Here is a 26,001-nt window from a genome sequence, read left to right on the forward strand (position 1 = left end):
CGCCCTTGGGTGAACCACCTTTAAGCGGTTTTGACAATCAGATGATAGACACGGTCTAAATCATCCGGGGTATAATATTCAATAACAATCTTTCCCCTCTTGGGTGAATCCCCCTTGCCGGAGGAGATGAGGCGGACCTGGGTTCCGAGGGCCCTTCTCATATCGTTGACCAGTGAGGCCAAACCGGGGGAGAGTTCCTTGTTCCCCCTTCCCCTCCCCCGGGATGAATCCCCCTTTCCCGTTTTTAGAGGGCGTGCCAGGGCGATGATACTTTCCAGTTCCCGGACAGACCACCCTTCAGCGACCGTTTTATCACCGTAGTAGAGCTGTCTTTCGATCTCGGGAACTCCCAGTAGGGCCCTGGCATGCCCCATCGTGATCTTTCCCTCTCCCAGGAGATTTCTGACCTTCCCCGGCAATTTGAGGAGACGGAGCATATTGGTCACCGAGGTCCGATCCTTTCCCACTTTACGGGCAACCTCTTCCTGAGAATAGGAAAACCGATCGATGAGAACCTGGTATGCCGAGGCCTCTTCTATCGGGTTAAGGTCCTCTCTCTGTATATTCTCAATCAGGGCCAGCTCAAGCGATTCCCCCTCCGAAACTTCCTTGATGAGCACCGGGACCTCACTCAGGCCTACCCTCTTGGCCGCTTTCAACCGCCGCTCCCCGGCGATCAATTCAAAACCGGTGATCCCCTTTTTGACAATGAGTGGTGAAAGAATCCCTTTTTCCCGGATTGAGTCTGAAAGTTCTTGGAGTGCCTCTTCTTCAAAAATATGGCGCGGCTGTCGGGGGTTGGTTTGAATCTGGTCGACAGAAATGAAGGAATACCCGTGGGGCAAATCATTTCTTGACGTTTCCTCAACGCCCCACTTTCCCTCCCCTCCTTCCACCTTCTGTGGTAACGGCTCGGAAGCAACCATCACCGGCCGTATCAGTGAAGCCAGCCCTCGTCCCAACCCTTTCCGGTTCTCCATAAGCTCTCCCTATAAATTAACCACCTGCTGGTTTTGACCCTCCATCCGTTTCAAAAATTCTGCGGCCAGTTCAAGATAGCTCTGGGCACCCCTTGACTTGACATCGTAGAGGAGTGCCGGTTTCCCATGCGATGGCGCCTCAGAGAGACGGACATTCCGCGGGATAACCGTTTGGAAGACCGTCTCGCCGAAGTGACTCCTCAATTCCCCCTCAACCTGACGGGCCAGGTTGTTCCGGGCATCAAACATCGTTAGTAGAATTCCAGCAATCGAAAGATCTGGGTTCAAAGATTGTTTCACAAGATCGATTGTCTTCAATAATTCACTGAGCCCCTCCAGCGCGTAGTATTCGCACTGCACCGGGATCAAGACCGATTCGGCAGAGACAAGGCCGTTGAGGGTGAGCAGTCCCAAAGAAGGGGGGGAATCGATCAGGAGGTAATCATAACGGGGGAGGAGTGGGGCCAAGGCCTTTTTCAAACGATACTCCCTCTCTTCAACCCCAACCAACTCCACCTCGGCACCGACAAGATTGGAACCGGAGGGGATAATATCCAAAAAGGGGAGGCCCCCGGAAAGGATCAGGCCCGAGGCCTCCCCTTCCCCCCAGAATAAGTCATAAGTATTTGATTTTAATGAATTTTTATCTATTCCGAGCCCTGAGGTAGTATTGGCCTGGGGATCACAATCAACAATAAGGGTCCTCTTTTCACTGACAGAAAGGGAGGCCCCAAGATTAACAGCGGTCGTCGTCTTCCCTACCCCCCCCTTTTGGTTACAAAGTGCTATGATTTTAGACATTTAGGTATTTTTTAACTAGATTTGACGCTACATTAATATAGATATATGTTCAAAATCAAGAAAAATGTTCCACGTGGAACATTTCAGGTGCAATAGAATAACTTGAGCCAGGGTCTTGGAGGTACTCCAAAAGACCCTGGCTCAAGCCATCAATTTATCCCAAATGATCAGGGTTCTTTCGGCGCGGGAGTAGGGGAGTTGATAGGGGACAATGGACTGCCTCAAGCGAGCCTTATGGATCAATTGGTCTATCCCCTTGAGTTCATCTGAGGGGAGCTTCCCTTTCATTAAAATTAACCTTCCGTGAGGTTCAAGAGAGGGGAGGGTACCCCTTAAAAAGTCTTTCACCTTGAATGTTCCACGTGAAACAATCTGGTTGGTCTTAAGGATGATCTTCTTATCTGGCAGGTGGGCCCAAGTCGTCTCACAGCCTGGAAGGTCTAAAATCCGGACCACCTCTCTTATAAATTCGACCTTTTTCCTCGTCGCCTCAACGAGAACAATCCTTCTCTCAGGTTGGATAATCGCTACTGGCAATCCTGGAAATCCAGCCCCAGCCCCAACATCCATCAGGGATCCATCATTAAGGTGGGGGAGCAGGGCGAGAGAGTCAATGAGGTGCTTTTCCAAGACCTCTTCTTTTTTCGTAATCGCTGTCAGGTTGATCCGGCTGTTCCACTCAAGAAGGGCCTCGACCAAAGAAGCCAGCTTCTGAAGATTTATCTCCGACAAGGAAATCCCGAATGGCCTTAAGCCACCAACCAGAAAATTTTTTTCATCCGATGAAAACATAGGAACACTACGCAGCCTTCTTTTTCTTCAGGGCGACCATCAAGAGAGAAAGGGCGACAGGGGTCGCCCCGGAAATTCTGGCCGCCTGTCCTATTGATAAAGGATTGATTTTATTAAATTTTTCTATCAATTCGCTGGAGAGGCCGGAAACGGCCTCGTAGCAAAAATCTTTTGGAATGCCCACCGACTCCATCCTCTCAAAACGGGAGACCTCTGTTGTTTGCCGATCAATATACCCCTGATACTTGATCTGGATTTCGACTTGTTCAAGAACTTCAGCAGCTGAATCAAAAAGTGGTCCGCTAATCATCGCTCTCATCTTCACCAGCGTCATTTCGGGACGAGACAGGATCTCGGCCAAGGTTTGTGTCTTCCTCAAGGGAGAACTCCCGATAGCGACAAGCCTCTGATTGACCTCAGGGGAAGGGGAGGCGTGGGTTGCCTCCAAGAAGGCCCGCAATCTTTCTACTTGGGACCTCTTTTCACAATAGACCTGATAATCCTCCGGTGAAACCAGCCCAATCTGATGGCCGATATCCCGTAAACGAAGGTCGGCATTGTCTTCACGGAGGACTAAGCGGTATTCAGCGCGGGAGGTAAACATCCGATACGGCTCGGCCCTTCCCTCAACCTCAACCCCCTTCGTTACCAGGTCATCAATCAGAATCCCGATATAGGCCTGGGAACGGTTGAGGAGGAGGGGGGGGCGCCCTTTAATCTTGAGCGCCGCGTTGATGCCGGCCATTAACCCTTGAGCGGCCGCCTCTTCGTAGCCGGTCGTCCCATTGATCTGACCGGCAAGGTATAAACCCTCAACCTTTTTTGTCTCCAGGGTTGGCTGGAGCTGTGTTGGCGGGAGGTAGTCATATTCTATCGCGTACCCCGGTTTCAGGATCTCAGCCTCTTCCAACCCACGGATGCTCCGGAGCATCGCCAACTGGATATCCAGCGGGAGGGATGTGGAAAGACCATTGGGGTACCACTGTTTGGTAGAAAGTCCCTCTGGCTCTAGAAATATCTGGTGTCGCCCTCGATCGGCAAATTTGACAACCTTATCCTCTATGGAAGGGCAATAACGGGGGCCCCTGGAGGTGATCCGGCCGGAATAGAGAGGGGATTGATCGAGGGCTCCACGAATGATCGCATGGGTCTTTTCATTTGTGTAGGTAATGTAGCAAGGAACCTGCGGCATGGTGATTTCTGTCTTTGAGAAGGAAAAGCGGGGGAGGGGATCATCCCCATGCTGGACCTCCAGTTTGTTAAAATGGATCGTCTTCTCATCGAGCCGAGGACAGGTCCCGGTCTTCAAACGACCCAGTTCGAAACCGAGGTTCAAGAAACTTCCCGACAACCTTCGCGCCGCAAGGTCTCCGGCACGCCCTCCCGGTTGATTGGTAAAACCGATATGCATCAAGCCTCGGAGGAAGGTTCCGGTGGTGATGATCACCACCTTGGCAGAAAAAAACTGACCGGTCTGGCATCGAACCCCACAAATAGTGTCGTTCTCGACAACAAGTTCATCAACCATCCGCTGTTTGATCTCCAAATGAGGTTGGTTTTCCAGAACCTGTTTCATCCGGAGCTTGTAGGCCAGGCTATCGGACTGACAGCGGGTCCCACGCACGGCAGGCCCCTTGCTCGCATTCAGTCGGCGGAACTGGATCCCGGTCAGATCGGCGTTCTTCCCCATTTCACCGCCAAGGGCATCAATCTCACGCACCAGATGCCCCTTCCCAAGCCCGCCAACCGCAGGGTTGCAAGACATCTGGGCGATGTTATCACTATTGGAAGTTAAGAGAAGGGTAGGGTGCCCCATCCGAGCGGCCGCAAGAGCCGCTTCACACCCGGCATGACCGGCACCGATCACGATGACGTCGTATGATTTTCCAGCGGGCTTCATGAACGAGTTTCTAAATCAAAGGAGGGCAAAAGGGCAAGGGGTGATTCACCCAGGGGGAAGATTTACTGGCAAAGAGGGGGAAGGGGACCAGCGTCACTTTGAATTTGAACAACACAATAGTTACTTCTGATAGCCTCCGGAGAAATACTTCTCGAATAGACCACTGCCTCATCAATCAGGCCACGGAAGTAACAATCAGAAAAACGACGACCGAATTCTCCTTCCGACCAAAGGGTATCCCAGGATTTCTCCTCAGACCAAACCTCCTCGCCATTGATGTAAATACGCACCAAAGTCCCGTCATAGGTGAAGCCAACTTGGTTCCAGGTTGCACGACTAATACCGACTGGGGTCAAGGCTGTATCATCCACAACACTAATAATCCTCAGGGCCCCTGAATCCCTTTTGATGTCAATCGCATTAGCACTCCCCGGCGAAGCAGATCCATACCAAAAAGGACTTGAGAAAGTGCACCGATCATCATCCGGCCCTTCCCAGGAAATCCAGAGAAAGACACCTCTCTCTTCTCTAGCGAGAGGAAAACCGTTGTGGGAAAGCAAACTGATCCGGTCATCAACACCATCAAACCAAAGAGCTCCTCCTATCAATCCCGGTTGCCAGAGAGGAGGACCGTCTTCTCCCATGAGGGCCCCATTATTTCCGTGACCACTGGCATCACCCAACATAAAAAACCCGGGACCCTCATCAAACCGCCACCAACCGGCAACAGAGTTATCTGTGACAACACGGAAGGAGGAACTCACCGCCCGCCCGCCTCCAACCTTTCTCGCCTCTACCTGCCAGAAATAGGTTGTCTCCGGAGCAAGATTATCAACCACACAGTAGGTACGACCTATGTTTTCACAACCCCCTACGGGTCTCATCGGGGGATTAACCGGTTCAAAAAAGACGGTATAATCCACCCCTTCCTCTTCAACCTCGTCCCACTGAAGAAGAACCCTTGTCGGCGATAATACTACCCCATCGGCAGGGCGTTGCGAGACAGGGGCATTGATACGATCCTTGACAAGGACCTGTATCCGATCGGTCGCCCCCAGAAGACCTTCATCCAAGACGGAGATCTCAAATTCAAGAGGGGTATCCATCGCTACCGAGGGAGCCGTGAACCAAATTTGTCTTCCCCCTTCAAAATTAATAATAGAAACTGGAGGCCCCGAAACCTGCTCCCAAGAGGCAAACGGTACCGGTTGGGGGTCGTCCGGATCCGAAATATCGGCGATCAGTATAACCTCTTCCCCCTCGTTCACCTCCCGGTCCGGACCGAGATCGACAACGGGCGGTCGGTTGACAAAGTCAACGGTCACCGTCGCCTCAACAGGGGTGGAGCTCAGTTCTCCGTCACTGACAACCAATTGAATATGAATAACCTCCGGCTCCTGCGGGCTTTGGTAGTGAACGTCCGGTACCAAGAAGGAGTAGGTAGAGCCCCGATCATCGATATTCGACAGCTGGGATGGGTCTTCCGGCGTCCAAATATATCGTAACGGAGTCCCCTCAGGGTCGGTTGAGCTTCCGGCATCTAAAGTTACCCTTGTTCGACTCCCGTCCGGTTGGGTTTCCGAAACGTTGATTGTGCTAACTTGCAGGCGAGCGATTGGGGACTGATTGGGCAGGACGCTCTGTTTCACTCGGATCGTCACCGAGGCCGGTTCGCTCGGCAGACCATTAAGATCGGTCACTGTCAGTCGTATCTCTATCGGCGCCTCACATTCGGTCTCCCCCTGGGAACATTCGAGGGAAGGGGCTACAAAAAAGGTCTCCATCGTATTGTTCCGAGAAAAGGTTACCGGGAGGTCGGAGATCGCTTCCCAATGGTAGACCAGATCGGTGGTCCCATTCTCGGGATCACTGCTTCGGCCCCCGCTCAGGTTTACCCTCTCCCGAGGCCTTACTTCCGTGATCCCCGAAGGGACGGTTTCAATGCGCGCGGTCGGCCTCTCATTGACAGGGGTTGCCACAATCTCCGCAAGGGAGCTAAAAACATCCCCCCGACCGTCCCCCTTCGCAAACCAGACCGCCACAAACCTGTTTTCTCCGGGGGCCAATTCCTGATGAATGTTTATCGTACGATCCGGCGCAGCGAGTGAAACAGGTCGTTCGATGAAATCAAGATTCCCATTTAAGGCACTCGCCTCAATCACCGCCGCGGTATCCCCGACATGGCTTCTCTTTTCATAACTTACAATTAATTCTTCGGAATCATTTTTCGCACTGACCAGAAGCCGTGGTCGGCTGGCGACACTGATTTGGTCCTCGGGGCACAGCCCTCGTCCGTCTAGTTCTCCATCGCAGACCCTGTGCAACGCCGGTGTCCCTACCCGCACCAAGCCCGCTGGGCTGTAACGAACGGTCTGTAACATCAGGGCTGATTTGTCCTGATCATTGGCCACCACAAAACGGTCGTCCAGGGCAACAACATCCGGGTTATTACTATTCCCAGAATCGGTCGAATCAATGGGCGTTGCATTCCAGGGGTTGAAGGTCTGGGGGTCCAGGGAACCACTGAGACCAAAAACCTGGCCGGCGATTGCCAACCGGGCCTCCACACTTTGAACCCTGGATTCAAAGACAACCAGGAGCTTGTTGATATCGGGATTAAAGGCGACACGGGGATTGGTGGTTGTCACCACATCGGCTCGCGGCACACAATGATCACGGTATTCAGGATGAGAATCATCATCAGGATTGTTGGAACTGTCGGAATAGATCCGGATCAGGTCTTTATTGGGATTGTTGCGGGAACGCCCCGGACCAAAATCAAAATCGATGACGCGTCCGTAAACAGACCGCGAGAGCCACCGGTCACTATCCACGCAGGAGATAGTGTCTTTGTTCGTCTGCCAGACGGTGAAAAAGGCATCGGCGTTGTTCAAGGCAATAACATGGGGTTTCTCGTGACTGCTCCAGGACATGATCTCGTCATCGTTTCGCGGACGAACCCCATCCTGGTTGGAGAAGAGCTGAATCTTGGAGAGGAGCCGCCCCTCGGTCCAGTTGGTGTTAACGGGCTCCAACGTCTCGGCCTCCACCATCTGCCCCAAGATGACGCTAAAAGAGGCCCCTCTCGGGTGACTGGCTGTTCCCTTTAGGGTCCAGGCGATCAGGAAACGCCCGTTCTTGTAGGCCGCAACCGGTTCCCGGTTTTCCTGGCAGTCGGTCGGGTTGGTGAGGCCGAACTCCTCGGTAAACCGGTCGTAGAGACAACCGTGGGTGGGGCGTTCGACACTGATCCTCCTTCGAGAGACCCGTTCTGCAACGCCGTCCCGATCGACCAGCTTGGCGTAGACATCCTGCCTCCCGGCCCGGCCTTCCTCACTCCAAACGATCAGATAGTGATGCCTGTCCGGATCATAGGCGACATCCGGCTCACTCCCCCCGGACGCCACAGAAACAGGGTTCGTTGCGACCCCCGTCAGGAATAGGGGATGATCCCAGATATCATTAAAAATCTTGTCACAGGCGAAACAGCGGAAAGAGGGGAAGAGCCGGCGAAAGTCGTGCTGGATCAGCAGTTTGTCATCAATCCCCTCGTACGGCTTAAAAACCCCCTTCTTCCAGAGCGAAGAGAGCCTCTTCTCACTCATCCCCCACCGGAGGGAAGCGGCCTTGAGCCATTGGGGATCCAGGGCCTTTTTCCCTTCCAACGACCCCTTTCTTCGCAAAATCCCGACCTCGGCCTCCTGGACCCCACCCGTGGGTGAACCACCCTTGGGTGAATCACCCTTGGAAACTGCCGTGCGCTGGCCACTTCCCCCTTTTTGGAAAATCACCGTCGTCGGTTGAAAGGGGGAGGCGAGGGTTACCGTCTTTTGCGGCCCCCGGTTGGAAAAGAATCTTTTTTCATCATCAGAACAGCCAAGAAGGGTCAGCCCCAAGAGGATCAGAAAAAAGATTTTGGATAAATTTCTCATCGTTTAATCCCCCCCCTCGATCCCCGACTCCGGGGGACGGCGGTGGTCATTCCCTGTTGGGGGTTGATTGTCCCCCGGTTTGTCCGGACCGGCCGGTTTCCCGGGCTGAAATGGACGTGGAGGGGTAAAGAGATCCATCCTCCAACTGACCCCCCAGACCCCGGCCCCCACACCGAGGGCCCCTAAACGACGGTACCACCGGTTGTGAGACTCCCCTTTAGGATCCAAAGAATACCAAATGATTTGTGTCAAGAGATTTGAGGTGCCTGCCACCGCCGCCCCTGTCGCGATCTGGGCCCAATCGGCCCGCCGGTTATGATCCGCCACTAAAACACCGGCCGCCCCGGCAACGGCAACCCCAAAGGAACTCCCAAATTCTCCCCAGCCAAAAGAAGGGGCGGTCTCTGCTGGTCCTGCCGACCCTGTGGCACGAGCAGTGGGCATAGGAGATACTACAGACTGTAACGGTGGCCCCTCAACATCTCCCAAACGGACCACCTCTCCATGACTGGCCAGGAAATCGAGCCACTCCAGACGGGCATCCGGTTCCAGCCGGAGCTGATCGCCGCGAGAGGCCTCCAGGAGTATCAAGATAACCCCTTTTAACCAGGAGATCTCTCCCTTCCCCACAACCTTTTCCTCCAGGAGATCCCTCGCCTTCCGGCTATCTTCCCAAGAATGAGTAAAGGTAGAAGGAACCTCCGGCGACGCTTGTTGGATCGCCCCTTTGAGGATCTCCAACGCCTCCCCTTGCTCAGGGTGGGCCGGGTCAGGAGTGGTCGCGAGCAATGCCTCGATCGACAGGCTCCCCTTATTGATCCTTTCCAAAACGAGCGGTTCTGTTGCTGACGCTATCTTCTCTGGAGTCAGGGTCTCCCCCTCCGGCAACGGGTAGAGACGGGCGATCCTTGCGGTGACGAGGGGTGGGGTCTCCCCGAGAGAGATGATCTTCCGGGCAACGACCCCCACTACATCCTTATCAAAACGCTGGCTAAAAAAAGAACGCCATCTCATTACCTCTTCCGGCGTCAGTAGGTGGCCTACGGTCTCTTCCACCCGTCTGACATTGTAGAAGTAGAGGGCGATGGAGGCAATCCTTATCGCCTCAAATTCCGCGGCATCAGCCTCCGGGGCAGTCAGTCGTTCCTCAAACAATTTCCGAAACTGTTCGTCTATCGCCTCTACGTCGATAGTTATTCCCAAAGCCAGCAATTGTTCATCCAGCGCTATTTCACTCCTCGCAATTTCCCGGCCGTAAAGGGTTCTTTCAATGATGACCGTCAACGCTGTTTTATATCGCTCCTCAACAAACGAAAGGGGACTCTGTCCCCCGGTATCCCTCATCTGCCCTTTTAGCCCCTTAAGACGGGCGGCCCCATCGGGGTCTTCCGAGACCGCCCGGAGCCAAGCCTCTCGGTAACGGGTGCGAAAGGCCTCCAAGGCCTCGCTCTTTCCTCCCCGAGCCTGATCCAAGACTTTAAAAAAGGCGGGAGATTCCTTTGCTACGAGGCTCTTCACGGCGGGCAAGGTCAGAAAATAGGCGGCCTCATCCTCCGATCGAAAGGGGGTATCCCCTAGTCTTGCGGGCTGGCGTTCCAAGGCAAAATAATTCGCGAAGGCGAGGAGCCCCTCTTCATCCGTTTGCGGCATCAGGTGACCCCTGCCGAAGGTCCCAAAGGTCGCCTCCTCCAAGGTCTTCCACGACGACCCTGAAGCCAAAAGAGGAGTTAACCCATTGACAAACGCCACTAATGAATCCCTCTTTTCCTTGGAGGGGATCCTCCTTGTTGCCACCCAGAACTCTTTGAGCGGGTCATAGACCGGATCGGTCAAGGCCCGGAGATTCCCCTCCTGTCCCGGATGGGAAACAAAGGTCACGATCTCCTGCCGCCACTGACCGATATTATCGGCGGTATTCCGGTCGTATTTTTCGAAGATAACTGGGAGCCACCGCCAGTCGGGGGGACTGTCGGCCATCGGGTGTGTTGAGATAATCGGTTTGCCCCGGCAGGTCTCGCCGTTTATTTTGATTTGTTGAGGGGAATAGGTGACCTGATAGCTGTCAGTGCAATCCGGACCCCGGTGGACCCGAAGGGTGACCTCCCCATCGCCCGCCTGATCCCCCGGTTCTACTTCGAGAAAAACCTTTTCGGTGACCACCGGCAGGCGCGATAGGTAGGAACGATCCGAGGAATGAACGACCCAAGATGGTGATTGCGCCTCTGAGCCCATAAACTTGGCCCCTTTCTCGTCAGGTCTTTGGTAAGGTTGCGCCTTATTTTCCAATACAGAAACGGGCGAAGATCTCCCCCAGGATCTCGTCATTGGTGATTTCCCCGGTAATTTCAGAGAGATGGTTGGTCGCGATGAGGAGATCGGCCGCCAGGAATTCCAGCGACATCCGGGCCTGAACAGCCTCTTCCACCCTTTCCAGGCCGACAAGCGCCTTTTGCAAACAGTCCTTGTGGCGGCTGTTGGTCAGGAGAATCTCTGACGAGGTCATCGAGGGAGAACCGATCAACCGCCCATAAAGGAGTCCCTTGAGCTCCTCGATCCCTTCATGATTTTTGGCGGAGATTGATAGGACCGGTGTGAGGGGAGGGGGGACTGGGGAAGGGGAGAGGTCTTTTTTGTTAAAAATCACCAGCGGTTTTTTATCCGCGATCTTTTCATACAGGGCAACATCTTCGGAACCAAATGGGACACTGGCATCCACAAGAAACAAAATCAGATCGGCCGACCGGACCTGTTGCCAACTCCGGCGGATCCCTTCGGATTCGACAGGGTCATTCACGATGGACGGGTCCTGTCTCGGGTTCCGCCCAGCCGTGCTCACCCGTTCCGCTCGGCTGGGCGCCCGACCCTCGCCACCCGTCCCATGAATCCCCGCTGTATCCACAAGCCGGACCGGCAAGCCTCTCAGGTTGATCGTCTCTTCAATCAGGTCACGCGTAGTTCCGGGGGTTACATGAACAATCGCCCGATCCTCTTGCAACAAGGCATTGAGCAGGCTTGATTTTCCGACGTTCGGCCGGCCACAGATGACCACCCGGACCCCCTCCCGAAATTTTCTCCCTTCTTCATAACTGGAGAGAAGGGTCCGGATCCGTCTTTTCAAATCCTTAAGCCGCCCCTGAATTTCTTCGGAGTAAAGCCCGTGAACATCCTCATCCTCCGGAAAATCGATCATCGCCTCGATCTGGGCCCGGAGGACGCTCATATCATTCCGCAATTTACCAACAACCAGGGAAAGGGCCCCGGAGAGTTGACGAGCCGCCAGTTCTGCCGATTTTTCAGTCTCACTTTCAATCAGGTCCGCCACTGCCTCGGCCTGGGTCAGATCCAGCTTACCGTTTAAAAACGCCCGTTGGGTGAATTCCCCCGGTTCGGCCGGCCGGGCCCCCTCTTTGAAGAGTACCGCCAGAATCGATTGGAGAAGAACCGGGCTCCCATGGCAGTGAAATTCAACGACATCCTCACCGGTGTAGGAATGGGGGGCCTTCATCACCACGGCGAGGACTGTATCTGAAAAAATCTGGCCGGTGACCAGCTGCCGGGGCAGAATTTTGGAAAGTTTTTGGGAAGATTGCCAGACAGTGTCCGCGATAGAAATGGCTTTTTCCCCGGAAACCCTCAAAATCCCGATCCCGCCAAACCCTGGGGGGGTCGCAATAGCGGCGATGGTGTCGTCGAGGCTATTCTTCAAAGGCATGACGGAGGCCTACAAGAGAATCCCGCGGAAATCAAGCGGGCCTGGAAACGATCCGGCCCCGGAGGAGGTCCCGCCAGCGGATGTCGCGGCTACTCATCCACTGCTGGAGGACGCTCATCACCGTATTGACCAGGATATACAACACCAGGCCGACCGGGAGGAAGACCATAAAACCGGTGAACATAATCGGCATGAGCATCATCATCCGGGCCTGGGTCGGGTCAGCGGATGGGTTGGGGGTCAATTTTTGTTGCAGGACCATAAAGAGACCCAGGAAAATTGGAAGAATAAAATAGGGATCGGGGGCCGAGAGATCCTTGTAAAAACCGAAGAACGGGGTCTGGTAAAGGTCAATGGAACTGTACAAGACCTTGTAGAGGGCGATATAGATCGGCATCTGCAGGATCATCGGGAGACACCCCCCCAACGGGTTCACCTTGTGCCGTTTGAAGAGATTCATCGTCTCCATATTGAGACGCTGCTTGTCACCCTTGTACTTCTCGCGCAAAAGGGTGAGCTCCGGCTGGACCTTTTGCATCTGCTTCATCTGGCGAAGTCCTTTGAGTGTCAGGGGGTTCAGCAAAATTTTGACAAAAATTGTGAGAAGGATGATGGCGATACCCCAATTGGGGACAAAATTATGGAAAAACTTGAGGAGATAGAGGATCGGTAGCGCCAGGAAGGAAAGCATCCCGTAATCGATCGTCTTGTCCAGACTGATCCCCAACTCCCTCAACGGTTCCATCTGTTTAGGCCCCAGATAGGCCGAAAACTGAAAGGCCTGCCCTCCGGAGGCCGGGATGGCGAAGGGGGGGGTATAGAGCGTCAGGCGTGACGAGTTCTTGTCAATGGAGTAGGTGATCGGTTGTTCCTGTGTGAGTCCCCGTGAAATAAGGGTGCGGATAAAATACCGGTCTTCAAGGCCGGCCCAGGCGATCAGACCGGAATCGGTGCCATTCACCCCTTCCTTTTCCACCCCTTGATGGACCAGACGGCCGCCCGCCAGATAGACAATCCCCTTGAGATCGGGCGGCCCCTTTAAAAAGCTAAGAAAACCGCCGGAATTGTTTTCCGGTTCCGAACCGACCCAGGCCAACCCCAGCTTTCCAGTCAGACCGCCTGGTTTGCGCCCCTCGATCTCGACCCCGAGGTCGATAAGATATTTCCCCTCAGAAAATCGATAGATCCTCCGGAGGAGGAGCTCCGGAGAAGACCACTCGTAGACAACCTCTCCGGGTGAGGAGCTCTTTTTTTCAAAGAGGGGCTGAACCGGAAGGTTAAAATTACACCCTTCACAAACAAGGAGCAGACCGGCTTCCTTTCCCTCACTAATCAGGGGATGTTTCTGAAAACGAGAAAGGGTAAAAGAAATAAGCCCTCCGCCACGACGTGCCAGTGAACCCTTGTACAAACCGGTCTCGATTGAATCTTCCCCACCACCCCCCGTTGCCAGGGGAAAAATCTCCTTGCCGCCAGACAGGCTGGGCAAAGGGGTAGAAGAGTCGTGACTTATTGTCGAAGAGGTTGTGGGTGTTTCAGCGGGGGCTAGTTTTTCCGTCGGCTTGAAAATAATAGACCACCCGACAAAGATGAGAAAGGAAAGAACGGTGGCCAGGAGTAATCTCTTTTGGGTCTCCATGGTTAAGACCTCCTCTCCAACGAAATGGGGGGAAGATCAACCCCCCCTTCCTGAAAGGGGTGACACCGTAAAAGGCGACGGAGGGAGAGGACCATCGCCCGAGACCATCGTTCTTTTTGGAACAGTTGCCAGGCATACGCGGAACAGGTTGGCCAAAAACGACAGGAATGAGAGGGAAAAAAGAGGAGCCCCAAAGAGGGGCGGACCCCCCGATAAAGGGCAATGACCCCCAGCGAAAGCCCCCTTAAAAAATTATCCCCAACAGCTCCTAAGCTCTGAAAATAACTCGGCATTTGTCCTTTCCCCAGCCCCGGCCTTGATCCAAAAAGAGAGTTCCTGATCGGGCCCCAACAGATGACGCCCCTTCAGGTATTCCCGGATAACCCTTTTGATCCGATTCCTTTCCACGGCAAGGCGAACCGACTTCTTGGAAACAATCACTGTCAGTCCTGTCTTCCTGGAATTTTTTTGCGATCCTGGCCGAAACGATCTCGACCGAAGAGTAATAACAAAACTTGGCAAAGAAAATTTTTTGGTGCTTTTGGCGAAAGACAATTTATTTTTGACTCGTCCTCACCGTGAGTCTCTTCCTCCCTTTGGCGCGTCGTCGTGATAAAACACGTTGTCCTCCGCTAGTTTTCATTTTGCTTCGAAAACCATGCGTCCGCTTTCGCCTGATTTTACTAGGTTGGAAGGTTCTCTTCATATCCAAGTCACACGGTTAAAGACTTTGCGAAAAACATTTTCGCGCGCGAGAGTAAGGAGCTTTAACAGGCTTTGTCAAGATCGATTTTTTTCGTCAAGGCTTTCGCTGACTTCTCTTTTCCAAAAAAATTTTTCCAGTTTCATCTTGCCAGTCAAAAAGCTTTCCGCTAACAGTCCGTCCGCGTTTGAACAGTCTTCGTCAGTATCTTGTCGAAAGAGGCGGGCTCGTTTAAAGTTTTCAACAGTTGTGGATAACCTTGTGGGTATCTCGTCATGAGTGAAGTTTGGGCCCGCCTCCAGGAATCCCTGAAGGGGACTGTCAGCGAACTCCATTACAACACCTGGATCCGTCCAACCAAGTTGGTTTCATTCGACAAGAACTGCCTTGTTGTTGAGGTTCCCAACAAGTTTATCCGCGATTGGATCTATGACAACTTTCTTGAGGTGCTGCAAAGAGAGCTCTCCGAAATTGCGGGGTCCCCCTGTACCCTCCAGATCCGACTCCAGCCTGAAGATAAAACGAAGGGGGTTCCCGAGGCCCCTCGGGTGGACGAAACACTCCCTGTTGCCAAAAGGCAGAGGAGCCTGGTTCATGAATCTCTTATTGGCAAATACACCTTTGAGGGCTTCGTCGTCGGTGCCGCGAACCGGTTTGCCCACGCCGCCGCCCAATCGGTGGCGCATAAGCCCGGGGAAAGTTACAACCCCCTTTTCATTTATGGGGGGGTCGGTCTTGGAAAAACCCATCTTCTGAATGCGATTGGCAACGAACTGATCAAGCGGCAACCTCAGGCCAAGGTCGTTTGCATCTCAACAGAGCGTTTTATGAATGAATTCATCCATGCCGTCCGCTTTCAGAAGATGGGGGATTTTAGAAAGAAATACAGGGACTCCTGTGATCTCCTCCTGATGGATGATATTCAATTCATCGCCGGTAAGGAAATGACTCAGGACGAGTTCTTTCACACCTTTAACTTCCTCTACGAGTCCCACAAGCAGATTGTTGTCACGAGTGATAAATTCCCAAAAGAGATCAGTAACTTGGAAGAACGCCTCCGGTCCCGTTTCCAATGGGGGCTCATTGCGGACATTCAACCCCCTGATCTGGAAACCAGGATTGCCATTCTTAAGAAAAAGGCGGAGGAGGATCGTATTCCCTTGAGTGACGAGGTGGCTATGTACCTCGCCAGCCGGATCCAGTCCAACGTCCGAGAGCTAGAGGGGGCCCTCATCCGGGTTTCTGCCTTTGCCTCCCTGGCCGGGGTACCCCTTGGTCTCGACCTGGCCCAGGAGGTATTAAAAAACATCCTTGGGGAATCGGGTCGGCTACTGACCATTGAAAAGATACAGAGGACGGTTGCCGATCATTACGGGATCCGGCTTGACGATCTCACCGGGGCCAAGAGGCTCAAAGGGTTTGCCCTCCCCCGGCAGATCGCCATGTACCTCTGCCGTAAACACCTCCGGGCCTCTTTCCCGCAGATCGGCCATCAGTTCGGAGGGAAGGACCACTCAACCGTCATCCATGCCGTCCACAAGATTGAGGAAAAAATCCCTGTTGACGGCTCACTCAAAAACGATATTAGCTCCTTGGAAGACCGCCTGAATCTCTCTTGATAACCTTGGGGATCAGCGTGGTGATAAATGGTGGACAACTTACAGGGCGGAATGTGTGGAGAACTTTCCAGCCCTTCCTACAAGACAGGGTCGGCTGTTTTTCTTTTTGTTTCAACCAGTTTTTAAGTTGTTCACCTGTAGACAGGGAATACTACGACTACTATATTTAAATATTAACACTAAGAAGATAGGAGAAAGGGATGAGCATGGAATTTAAAATAGGCAAGAGAGAATTTCTTAAAGCGTTGCAGTGGAGTCAGGGGATTGTTGAGAGAAAAACAACGATGCCGATTCTGGCAAATATTCTGTTAGAGACAGTTGGGAAGAAGTTGAAGATTGCGGCTACCGATCTGGAAACAACAGTCCTTGTTGAGGTAAAGGCGGAGGTCTTTAAAACAGGAAAGGTAGCTGTTAATGCCCGAAACCTTTATGATATTGTGCGGGAACTCCCGCAAGAGGAGATCCGGGTTGAGGGGGAAAAGAATCAATGGTTGGAACTGAGGTCGGGGCAGTCAAAGTTCAGGGTTGTTGGGATGGACCCCGAGGAATTTCCGACGTTGCCGGTTTCAAAAGACAAAAGGTTTCGGTTAGAACCAGAGACTATCCAGAAGATGATTGAAAAGACCCTTTATGCGGTCTCAACCAATGAAACCCGTTTAACCCTTAATGGAGTCTATCTGGAAGGGGCTGGAAAAGAGGGGACCCTCAGGATGGTGGCAACAGATGGGCATCGTCTTTCCTATGTGGATAAGGAGATCAAGGGGGATTTGAAGATAGACAAGGGGGTCATCCTTCCCCGAAAAGGGATCGTTGAGCTGAAAAAATTGGTGGAAGATGGTGAAGGGGATCTGGCAATGGCCCTGGAGGAAAAACAGGTCGCTGTCAATCGTGGCGATGTCTCCCTCTTTCTGCGCCTGGTGGAGGGAGAATATCCCGATTATCAGCAGGTTATTCCCAAGAAGCTGGATCGTATCCTCTCGGTCGGTCGTGAGGTCCTGACAGGGGCCCTCAAGAGGAGTTCTTTAGTCTCCGTCGACAGGGCCAGGGGGGTCAATTTTTCAATCTCCCCAGGCCATCTGGAACTCACCTCCAGCCACCCGGACTTCGGGGAGGCCCGCGAGGAACTACCGGTGGAATACAAGGGGGAATCGTTCCAGGTTGGCTTTAACGCCAGGTACCTTTTGGATGTCCTTGCGGTCATTCAGGATGAGAAGATCGTTATTGAACTCAAGGATGAAGTCTCCCCCTGTCTTATCCGCTCCGAATTCGACCGGGGGTTTCTCTCCCTTATCATGCCGATGAGAATATAGCTCCCAAAAATGGCTGTCGCCCCTAAAAAAGAGAGTTCTCGATACGATGCCGCAACAATCAAGGTTCTCGAAGGACTTGATGCCGTCCGCAAGAGACCGGCGATGTACATCGGTTCTACGGGAGGAACCGGGCTCCATCACCTTGTTTTTGAGGTTGTTGATAATTCAGTTGACGAGGCCTTGGCCGGTTATTGCACACAGATAGACGTCGCTATTCATATCGATAATAGTGTCACGGTTGTTGATAACGGTCGTGGAATTCCGGTAGATCTTCACCCCACAGAAAAGAAATCGGCGGCCGAGGTTGTCCTGACCAAACTCCACGCTGGTGGCAAATTTGATCACAGCACGTACAAGGTCTCGGGTGGACTCCATGGCGTTGGGGTTTCGGTGGTGAATGCCCTGTCGGAGAGGCTCGATCTGGAAATCTACCGTGATGGCAAGGTCTACCATCAGTGGTACAAGCGGGGGGCGACGCAAATCCCCTTGGAGATGACCGGAAAGACGGGCAAGCAAGGAACGAAGGTCACCTTCAAACCGGACCCACAGATCTTCGAAACCACCGAGTATTCCTTTGATACCCTGTCTCAAAGACTGAGAGAACTCTCGTTCCTCAACAAGGGTCTTAAGATATCGATCACTGATGAACGGGAAAAGGGGAAGAAGCATGAATTTTGCTATGAGGGGGGGATTATCAGTTTTATTGAGTTTTTAAACCAGCGCAAAAACCCGCTCCATGAAGTGATCTATTTTTCCGCCGAGAAGGATAAAACGATCGTTGAAGTAGCGATGCAGTACAATGAGGGGTATGCGGAGAACCTCTTCTCGTTTGCCAATAATATCAATACGCACGATGGCGGAACACACCTCTCCGGGTTCAAGTCGGCGATCACACGGGCGATCAACCAGTTTGCCAGTGCTAACAATCTCCTCAAGGACTTGAAGGAAAACCCGGTGGGGGAGGATATCCGGGAGGGGCTGACCGCGGTCATCAGCGCGAAGGTTCCGGATCCGCAGTTCGAGGGACAGACCAAGGCAAAACTGGGAAACTCGGAGGTGGAGGGACTCGTCAAACAACTGGTCTATGACAAGCTCTACGAGTATCTTGAAAAACACCCCTCCGTGGCCCGAAAGATGGTGAATAAGGTTATTGATGCCTCACGGGCCCGCGAGGCGGCACGACAGGCACGGAATCTGGTCCGTCGCAAGGGGGCGCTGGAAGCGGGGGCCCTCCCGGGAAAGCTGGCCGATTGTCAGGAGAGGGATCCTGTTCACTCGGAACTTTTTATTGTTGAGGGGGATTCCGCCGGCGGCTCGGCCAAGCAGGGAAGGGACCGGAGGAATCAGGCAATTCTGCCGCTCAAGGGGAAAATTCTGAACGTTGAGAAAGCCCGCTTTGACAAAATGCTCTCCTCCGAAGAGATCCGGACCATGATCACCGCCCTCGGTGTCGGGGTCGGCTCAGGCCCCAACGGTAGGGGTGATTCACCCAAGGGTGAAAAAGAAGACAAAGAGGAGGCAACAACCGTAGATCGGCTCGCCAAACTTCGTTATCACAGTATCATCATCATGACCGATGCCGACGTGGATGGTTCCCACATCCGGACGCTTCTGCTTACTTTTTTCTACCGGCATATGCCGGAAATCGTTCAGGGGGGCCACCTTTATATTGCCCAACCCCCGCTCTACAAGGTCAAGAAGGGAAAGACGGAACGGTATCTCAAGGATGAAACGGCACTGGAAGATTACCTCATTGAAAATGGGGTTGATCACGTCCGGTTGGCAACCAAGGGTGATTCACCCAAGGGGAAAGAACTGGTGGGCCAGGAGATGGAGAAACTGGTCAAAAAACTGATCCGTTACCAGCGTCTCTTGGACTTGGCCAAAAAGGAAGGGGATCCGCGGATTATTGACGCCGTCGTGGCTGGTTCGGGTCTTGAGAGAGGTTCTCTTAAAAGTGGGAAGAGACTGGACACCGAATTGGACAACATCGCCGCCTACCTGAAAAAACGCTACCCCGACCTCAGTGATTTTGACCTGGAGGCCCAGGAAGATGCGGAGCATCAAACCCCCAGGATTGTTTACAAGACGGCGGTCAATAACGCCCCGAGGGAAACAATCATTGATGTTGGTTTTCTGACCTCGGCGGAATTTTCGGAGCTTCGTAAACTCGTTGCCGATTTTGCCACACTGAAGGCCCCTTTTGAATTGGTCTTTGATACCAAGAGGGAACTTTTTAAAAATCTGGAGCAGGTGAAGGAAAGGGTTTTGGCCAACGGGCGGGAGGGGCAGTATATCCAGCGTTACAAAGGGTTAGGGGAGATGAACCCAACACAGCTTTGGGAAACCACCATGGACCCGGAGCGCCGCACCCTCATGCAGGTAAAGGTCGATGATGCCATTGAGGCGGATCAGATTTTTACCGTCCTGATGGGGGACCAGGTAGAGCCTCGCCGGCAGTTCATCGAAGACAACGCCCTGAATGTCAAAAATCTCGATATTTAAAACTTCAAGGTCTTCAGGAAATTCTGAAAAGGCCGGTTGTAGATATCGAATTGGTCTGCCGGGAAGCTGGCGGTCAGGTTGACTGCTGTCATATCTTCGCGCAGGAGTGTGACCTGGATCTGTTTGACGAGCTGGGGGGCCTGCGGCTTGGCTGGCGGGGGAGTCCCTGGCGGTCCCATCATCGCCTTCATGGCGGCAACGTCCCAGACGCAAACCATCTGCATCGCGGGGATCCCGCTGACGGCGATCTGGTTTTCCTGCAAAATCTTGAAATCCTTGATCCCCCGGCGGCTGATCGCCTCCTTGATTTTCTGAAAATAGGTCTGGAGTGTCATCGGCTGGGGGAGTTTCTCCCGGGTGAGGATGATGTTCGGTTTCACCTTCGGGTCCGGGGAGGGGAGGGTCAGGGTCACCATCCCCTGGATCTGCCAATTTTCAGGTATCACCACTTCCAGTCCGGCAAGGTCAATCTTTGGCATAAGCTTTTTTACCCTAACATCACGAACACTGTTTGTAAACGACGAGATTAGTTGATCTTAGAAGGATCCAGGACAACCCCGACCAGAAGCCCGACAAAACCACCCGAATTGTCCAGACGGTGGGTGGTGGTGTAACAGGTACGGCCCCCGTGGTAGCCGTAGTCGGTAACATCACACACCCCATAATAGGCGGTCACCTCCGGCCCATTCCGGCCGACAAAGAGCCCCCCCGCCTCGAAGGCAATCACCGGGTGGACAAAGGAATCGGTCGGGATTTCCACCCCCAGCCGGAGCTTTCCGGTCCCGCCAACCTTTTCCCCCTCTTTGGGTCCCCCGCCGATGACGAAGGCCGGCCCCCCCATGAGGGCGACAAAAAACGCCTGAAGGTTAAACTGAAGACCGGCCTCGGCCGTTTCATAGGCCCGCCAGTCTTCCATCTTGTGAAAGGCGGTGTCTCCCTCGACGAGGAGGGAATAGTTCCACTTCCGCCCGCCGCCGACAAGGAATCTCAGGTTCAAGTCCGCCGCAAAACGAGGGCCGGAGTTTTCACGAACAACGGTGGCATCGACAAATTGGGCTGTCGGATGGCGGGGATGGACAGTAGCGAAGTCGACGGAATCGAGGGTGGCCCCGTTTCTATTACCAGCAATCGGGCTGATGGCGAGTCCTATCCTTAAGCGATCCCAGAAATCGGCCATGATGCCCTCTCTATCGGATAGGGTGAAAGGGAGTTGCTATGAATTTATCAGGTTTAAGGATTACCGAAAAATTCAGCCTGGATGAAATCGTATTGTTTTTGAAGAGTTGGGTTTGATTTGGCCTTTGCCTCAAAGCTGGCTCGATCAGTAACGTACATCATATAAATCTCGACCAAGGCATGTTCCGGGCCGCGCTTGAGGTCCCCGGCGCTGGCGGTGACAAAGGAGGAATCCGCTACCTGCCAGTTTCGCTCCTCGACAACCCATTGGTTGAGAGCGGCGAAGTGTCCCCTCTCATCACTTTTGTCATACCCGGCGAGCGCCAGATTTTTCCCATGCTCCCCCTGCATATGGCGGAGGACACGGTTTTTCTTAACAACCTCGGCCCCAATACCGATTGGCATTGTCCACCCGTTGATCGCCGACCATCGGGCCATGAGGGTCCCTTCCATCAACCGGTTTTCCTCCTCGGTCGCCTCCAAAAATTTAAGTCCCGGGGACGGTTTGCGGTCTCTCAGTCGTTCAAACTCGGGGTGTGTCCTGGCATGAACGACGATATGACCGATCTCATGGGGGAGGATTCCTGGAAACGTTCCACGATGTTAGTGGTCGGGAAATCAGGGAAGTGCTCTGCGTAAAAGGTGTCATTGGTGATATCATCATAGATCTCAATTTCTCCACTCTCAGCATTGGTAGAGGCAAACCCACATTTGCCCGAAGGGCATTTTTCCCTCCGGACCAGTTTTTTGACGAGGTGCGCCTGTTCGGGCGGGAGGGATTGCAGGATCTCGATGGCGCTCCAGAGAAGTTCCGGTTCAAACGGGCGATCCCTTTCTTCGGCGACACTGATGCCGAACCGTTTTTTCAGCAGGCCGACCGCCTGTTCCTTGTCAAAACGATACCCCAACCAAAGGTGTTGTCGGGCCGATAATCTGTCAATCTTGCGACCGTTGACCAAGAGATCGTAATCCCCCTCCGAAATTGCTGTCGGTTTCAGCCAGCCCTCCTTTTCGATCGGGATAGAGACCCTTCCAACCTCCACCTTTCCTTCGAACGGATTCCCTGAGGCGTCGAGAAATTGTCCCCAAACCTGATACTGTGCCGGCCCGTCGGAGAAAAACTCCCTCTCCACAAACTCCAGTTGTTGTTGAACGACACCCCCTTCTTTTTTTCTCTCCTCAAAGGCTTTTGGATCCCGGAATCGGAGTGAGATCGCCTCGGCAAGACTCTCGGCCGGGTGGCCTTTGCAGGAGTATTCATCCGTGCAGAAACCATGCTTTTTCTGCGACCAGACACGGGCCATTCTCAGATTGCTGTCGGTAATCTCCCTGAATTCTTTGGAGACAGTCTCCAGGAGCGGGGCAGAGACAAAGGCCCGGTTCATCAGCCGAAGGATCGTCAACTGGTCGTGCCCTGGACCAGTAATATCCGGGGCAGGATTTTCCCGGGTAGAAAGGCGTGTCTCCCACCCGGCCATCTCCCCCCATTGCCCCAGGGGGGAGGAGGCGAGGAGGGCCCTTTCCGGTCCGCCGCCCCGCAAGAGAGGGCCATAGAGATCCTGATAGGCCAGAAGGCGCCGGTAGGTCAGAAGGTGCCCCACTTCGTGCCACAGATAGTCTTTAAATCGTTCGATCATCGGGTGTTCCTTGGCTTCAGCACGAATCTTGGGGCGGTTTACCGTATAGAGCTTGTCGTAGATCTCGATCCGGGTCTCCCCGTTCTCGCCGATAAAGTTGGCAAAGGTGTGGGCGACAAAACCGTTTTCCTGACGAACCGGTCTTGGCCTCCGGACCAGCTGTTTCAAGAGTTTTCTATCGGCCTCTTTCAGTCGGGCGATAATTTTATGGGCGGCTTGGAGTTCCTCGTTGGAAAATTGTCTTTTCCCGACTTCGATAATCTGGATCCCCATTTTACCAAACGGAGCCCGATAATCCCTGGGAGGCTCAGGGAGGACTGGTGGTGGCGGAGAGGGTCCCGCGGGAGGAGTTGGGGGGGCTTCGGGAGGGGGAACGACCGTGCCCGGGAGTGGTTCGATCTCGGGCAAGATATCGGGGATGGAGGCGAGGAGCGATGGAGCGACGGCACGGCGGGCGGCCTCTCCCTTTTCAAGGGAGTTTCGAATCCACAAATCAAGGTGATATTTTCCCCCGGAACTCCTCATGGTATCCAGGAGGAAGACCATCCCGCGGAGACGGCTCCCCTTGTTGTAGACGTTCAAGGCCCCGGCCAGTCCCTGCAGATCCTCCCTACTGAAATTGTTATCATCCACTGTTTTCGCAAGGAGGAGCCGGTAGACCTCTTCCGCCCCCTCCTGCCGCTTCTGGATCGTGGTGACCGACCCTTCGGGATCAACCTTTTTCTCCTGGAGGAGTCTTAGGATGGCCGGGGCGATCGTCCAGGATAGGTCTTTAGCAGCCTCTTTAAGAAACTGGCTCAAGGCCTCTTGACCGCCGCTCTCCCACTGGTCAAGGATCTCCGGGGCGACCTGGTTCCATTCATGGATAGTCAGGAGCTGGTCATCGGTCACGGTCGCCTGCAATTTTTCTCGAATCGTCGGCATAAAAATCCATAGGTATTATCGGTAGTTTTCGGCTACTGTTTCGTTATTTTCTTCTGCGGCTCCTCACCTCTTGCCAAACCGGCTTAAATAGGTTCTCTTACCCACCGGCGGTTATGGCTAACCCACCTGAAATATTTAGGATTTCTGCCTCCGAGGCCGATCAAAGACTGGACCGGTACCTTGTCCAGAAACTCTCCCTTTCCAGAAAAAGGGTCAAGGCGCTCCTGGACCGTGGGAAGATTTTTATCAACGGTCACAAGGTGGTGATCGCCTCCTGGGAGGTCAATCAGGGTGATAAACTTCAGGTTTTTTCAGAAAGGTCCGAGGAAGATCCTTCCCAGACCAAGCCCCAATTTTTGAAGGTCGCTTATGAGGACTCGGACCTTCTCATTGTGGAAAAAGATGCCGGGATCCCTTGTGAAAAATCGCCGGTTGCCTGGCGCCCCTCCATGGTGGCGATGGTCAATCAGTATTTAAAAAAGACCCACCCCCATCTTCCGGCCCACTATGTCGGACTGGTTCATCGTCTGGATACCGACACCTCCGGACTTCTTATTTATACCAAGACCAAAGAGGCGAACAAGATTACGGAGCAGTTTAAAAAACGAACGGTGGTGAGAAAATATTTGGCCCTTGTGGAGGGGAGGGTAGAGGGGGAGAAAAAAGTTTTGGAGGGGTACCTCGCTCAGGCCAATCTTCCCGGTGGTAAAAAGATAAAACTGGTTCCGAAGGGAAAGGGGAAGAGGGCGGTCACCACCTATACCGTTTTAGAGCGTTACGGGAAGGCAACACTTTTGGAGATTTCGATCAAGACCGGTCGGACCCATCAGATTCGTGTCCAGTTGGCAGCAATCCGGCATCCGATCCTGGGGGACCGGATCTACGGATCGACCGCTTCTCGTGATGGGTCGTCTTTCAAGCGTCAGGCGCTCCATGCCAACACCCTCTGTTTCCGTCATCCGGTGACCGGCAAAAAAATAGAGTTAATTTCTGAACCTCCCCGTGATTTTCGACGGCTTATCGATCGCCTGCGCGAAGGGTGGTCCACCCAAGGGCGATTCGCCCAGGGGTGATTCACCCAAGGGTGAGCCACACAATGGTGTGTCACCCAGGGGCGCTAGCTGATAATTTTTAGGGGTGTCTCTTTCTCGACCCTTTTGATCGCCTCCATCTCAACAATATAACCCCTTTTAAGACGATCGAATGGCGTATTCATTGGAGAACGATCGCGATCAAGTCTTTCGGTGTGGAGGAGCTGACCGGATTTTGCCGACTCCTCCCCGCACAAGACAACCTCCGATTTGCCGTTGGATCTCATCAGCGAAGAAACAACACGCCAACTTGGGACGGGTCCTGTCTCGGGTTCCGCCCAGCCGTGCTCACCCGTTCCGCTCGGCCGGGCGCCCGACCCTCGCCACCCGTCCCTGTCTGATCCTGCTAGAATCAAATACGAGCATTTTAAATAATCCTTTCGAATGCCAATCCTCTGGTCAAACTCCTCGATCATCTCTGTCGGTTCCCATTCAATGTAGGTATGGCACCAATCGCGCCGATTTTCTTTGAGCATCGGGCAGAGCCGCTGGTGTGTGCAGGGGGCAATGGTTATCGGGATATTTTGAGGGTTCTCACTACTGAGGAGGGCATCGTGGAGTTCCATCAATTCGAGTGTTGTCTTTCGGAGGGCCGGTTCTACAATAAGAATCTTTCCTTGGGGGGTGAGGTGATGATTGAGGAGCCGGATCAGCATGTTCCGGCGTTTCTCCGGATGGAATATCTCATTCAAGGTATTGACCATCAAGATCAAGTCATACCGGTCGTGGTGCAGAAAAGCGGGCAGGGGTTCTCTTTCGAGATCGGTTTTGACACTACGGAACTTGGAGGGGAGGGGAAAATGGGGTGAAAGTTTTTGGTGAAGGAGCCGTGCCTCTTCCAAAATGGCGCTATTCTGATCGACCGCGGTATAGTGAATGGAGGCTTTTGTAAAAAACAGAAGACTCCCTAGAAGCCCGGTGCCCGGCCCGCTCCCAAGGTCCAAAATTTTGATCGGTTCTTTTGTGTCTGGCCAACTGTCGGCTGGGGCCTGACGAAGGAGCGGCGGGATCTTGAGGGCGTTCACCAAAAGAAAATAGGCGATGTAGCCGGAACGCAGTTCTTTCTGATTAAAATAGTTTTTGGTGAGCGATCCCCTGTCGCTGGTGAACGACAGGCTGAGCTCAGCGACCCCTTTTTCAAAAAAACCGTAAGGAAAAGAGGGAGGCCTCTTCCCCTTGGCCGGGAAGTAGTAGCGTTCGATCAGAAAATCTTGAATGATTTTGTCGAGAGAGACCATTTTTAGAAAGAGTTTATTTTTGACATTATCGGCCCTCACCAA

20 protein-coding genes are annotated in these 26,001 nt (G+C 53.4%); 4 read left to right on the forward strand and 16 right to left on the reverse strand.

Annotated elements, in window-relative coordinates; translation table 11 throughout:
• Nucleotides 1-20: 20 nt before the first annotated feature.
• The 11 genes from HYS22_05985 to rpmH form a co-directional block, all read right to left on the reverse strand.
• Nucleotides 21-980, reverse strand: coding sequence for a ParB/RepB/Spo0J family partition protein (locus HYS22_05985; protein ID MBI1909701.1), 960 nt, complete (start codon nt 978-980; stop codon nt 21-23).
• A 9-nt stretch (nt 981-989) separates the two neighbouring features.
• A complete protein-coding gene (locus HYS22_05990) occupies nt 990-1,781 on the reverse strand; it encodes a ParA family protein (protein MBI1909702.1) in 792 nt (263 codons plus the stop codon).
• A 141-nt stretch (nt 1,782-1,922) separates the two neighbouring features.
• Nucleotides 1,923-2,573: a 16S rRNA (guanine(527)-N(7))-methyltransferase RsmG gene (gene rsmG, locus HYS22_05995; protein ID MBI1909703.1), complete on the reverse strand. Its 651-nt coding sequence runs from the start codon at nt 2,571-2,573 to the stop codon at nt 1,923-1,925.
• 7 nt (nt 2,574-2,580) lie between these two features.
• Nucleotides 2,581-4,473 carry a tRNA uridine-5-carboxymethylaminomethyl(34) synthesis enzyme MnmG gene (gene mnmG, locus HYS22_06000; protein MBI1909704.1) on the reverse strand — a complete coding sequence of 631 codons (1,893 nt, stop codon included), beginning with the start codon at nt 4,471-4,473 and terminating at the stop codon, nt 2,581-2,583.
• Between the two features lie 62 nt (nt 4,474-4,535).
• Entirely contained in the window at nt 4,536-8,405 is a 3,870-nt protein-coding gene (locus HYS22_06005) for a hypothetical protein (GenBank protein MBI1909705.1), read from the reverse strand.
• Nucleotides 8,406-8,408: 3 nt separating this feature from the next.
• Complete coding sequence (locus HYS22_06010) at nt 8,409-10,637, reverse strand: hypothetical protein (GenBank protein MBI1909706.1); 2,229 nt, start codon at nt 10,635-10,637, stop codon at nt 8,409-8,411.
• Nucleotides 10,638-10,680: 43 nt separating this feature from the next.
• Nucleotides 10,681-12,117 carry a tRNA uridine-5-carboxymethylaminomethyl(34) synthesis GTPase MnmE gene (mnmE, locus tag HYS22_06015; GenBank protein ID MBI1909707.1) on the reverse strand — a complete coding sequence of 479 codons (1,437 nt, stop codon included), beginning with the start codon at nt 12,115-12,117 and terminating at the stop codon, nt 10,681-10,683.
• A gap of 31 nt (nt 12,118-12,148) precedes the next feature.
• Nucleotides 12,149-13,756 carry a membrane protein insertase YidC gene (yidC, locus tag HYS22_06020; protein ID MBI1909708.1) on the reverse strand — a complete coding sequence of 536 codons (1,608 nt, stop codon included), beginning with the start codon at nt 13,754-13,756 and terminating at the stop codon, nt 12,149-12,151.
• A gap of 2 nt (nt 13,757-13,758) precedes the next feature.
• Nucleotides 13,759-14,049: a membrane protein insertion efficiency factor YidD gene (yidD, locus tag HYS22_06025; protein MBI1909709.1), complete on the reverse strand. Its 291-nt coding sequence runs from the start codon at nt 14,047-14,049 to the stop codon at nt 13,759-13,761.
• A complete protein-coding gene (locus tag HYS22_06030; protein ID MBI1909710.1) occupies nt 14,009-14,278 on the reverse strand; it encodes a ribonuclease P protein component in 270 nt (89 codons plus the stop codon). Before HYS22_06030 ends, yidD begins: the two co-directional genes overlap by 41 nt.
• A 34-nt stretch (nt 14,279-14,312) precedes the next feature.
• Nucleotides 14,313-14,462 carry a 50S ribosomal protein L34 gene (gene rpmH / locus HYS22_06035; protein MBI1909711.1) on the reverse strand — a complete coding sequence of 50 codons (150 nt, stop codon included), beginning with the start codon at nt 14,460-14,462 and terminating at the stop codon, nt 14,313-14,315.
• A 272-nt stretch (nt 14,463-14,734) separates the two neighbouring features.
• On the opposite strand from rpmH, the gene dnaA reads away from it, so the two are divergent.
• The 3 genes from dnaA (at nt 14,735) to gyrB (ending at nt 19,893) form a co-directional block, all read left to right on the forward strand.
• Nucleotides 14,735-16,078 (forward strand): chromosomal replication initiator protein DnaA, encoded by a 1,344-nt coding sequence (gene dnaA, locus HYS22_06040; protein ID MBI1909712.1) that lies wholly within the window; start codon nt 14,735-14,737, stop codon nt 16,076-16,078.
• Between the two features lie 206 nt (nt 16,079-16,284).
• On the forward strand, nt 16,285-17,388 hold the full coding sequence (gene dnaN / locus HYS22_06045; GenBank protein MBI1909713.1) for a DNA polymerase III subunit beta: 1,104 nt from the start codon (nt 16,285-16,287) through the stop codon (nt 17,386-17,388).
• A 9-nt stretch (nt 17,389-17,397) separates the two neighbouring features.
• On the forward strand, nt 17,398-19,893 hold the full coding sequence (gyrB, locus tag HYS22_06050) for a DNA topoisomerase (ATP-hydrolyzing) subunit B (GenBank protein ID MBI1909714.1): 2,496 nt from the start codon (nt 17,398-17,400) through the stop codon (nt 19,891-19,893).
• On the opposite strand, the gene HYS22_06055 is transcribed toward gyrB, so the two are convergent.
• From HYS22_06055 to HYS22_06070, 4 genes are read right to left on the reverse strand one after another with little or no spacing between them, the layout of a single operon-like run.
• A complete protein-coding gene (locus HYS22_06055) occupies nt 19,890-20,372 on the reverse strand; it encodes a DcrB-related protein (GenBank protein MBI1909715.1) in 483 nt (160 codons plus the stop codon). The genes gyrB and HYS22_06055 overlap by 4 nt on opposite strands.
• 47 nt (nt 20,373-20,419) lie before the next feature.
• Nucleotides 20,420-21,070 carry a hypothetical protein gene (locus tag HYS22_06060; protein ID MBI1909716.1) on the reverse strand — a complete coding sequence of 217 codons (651 nt, stop codon included), beginning with the start codon at nt 21,068-21,070 and terminating at the stop codon, nt 20,420-20,422.
• Between the two features lie 53 nt (nt 21,071-21,123).
• A complete protein-coding gene (locus tag HYS22_06065) occupies nt 21,124-21,552 on the reverse strand; it encodes a hypothetical protein (protein MBI1909717.1) in 429 nt (142 codons plus the stop codon).
• 32 nt (nt 21,553-21,584) lie between these two features.
• Entirely contained in the window at nt 21,585-23,630 is a 2,046-nt protein-coding gene (locus HYS22_06070) for a hypothetical protein (GenBank protein ID MBI1909718.1), read from the reverse strand.
• Between the two features lie 113 nt (nt 23,631-23,743).
• Here HYS22_06070 and HYS22_06075 point away from each other — a divergent pair, with 113 nt between their 5' ends.
• A complete protein-coding gene (locus tag HYS22_06075; protein ID MBI1909719.1) occupies nt 23,744-24,703 on the forward strand; it encodes an RluA family pseudouridine synthase in 960 nt (319 codons plus the stop codon).
• A 44-nt stretch (nt 24,704-24,747) separates the two neighbouring features.
• Here the strand turns inward: HYS22_06075 and HYS22_06080 are convergent, their stop codons facing one another.
• Nucleotides 24,748-25,998, reverse strand: a complete 1,251-nt coding sequence (locus HYS22_06080; GenBank protein ID MBI1909720.1) for a methyltransferase domain-containing protein — start codon at nt 25,996-25,998, stop codon at nt 24,748-24,750.
• Nucleotides 25,999-26,001: the final 3 nt, after the last annotated feature.

The sequence above is a fragment of the Deltaproteobacteria bacterium genome (genome assembly GCA_016177765.1).
Lineage (GTDB): Bacteria > UBA10199 > UBA10199 > JACPAL01 > JACOUP01 > JACOUP01.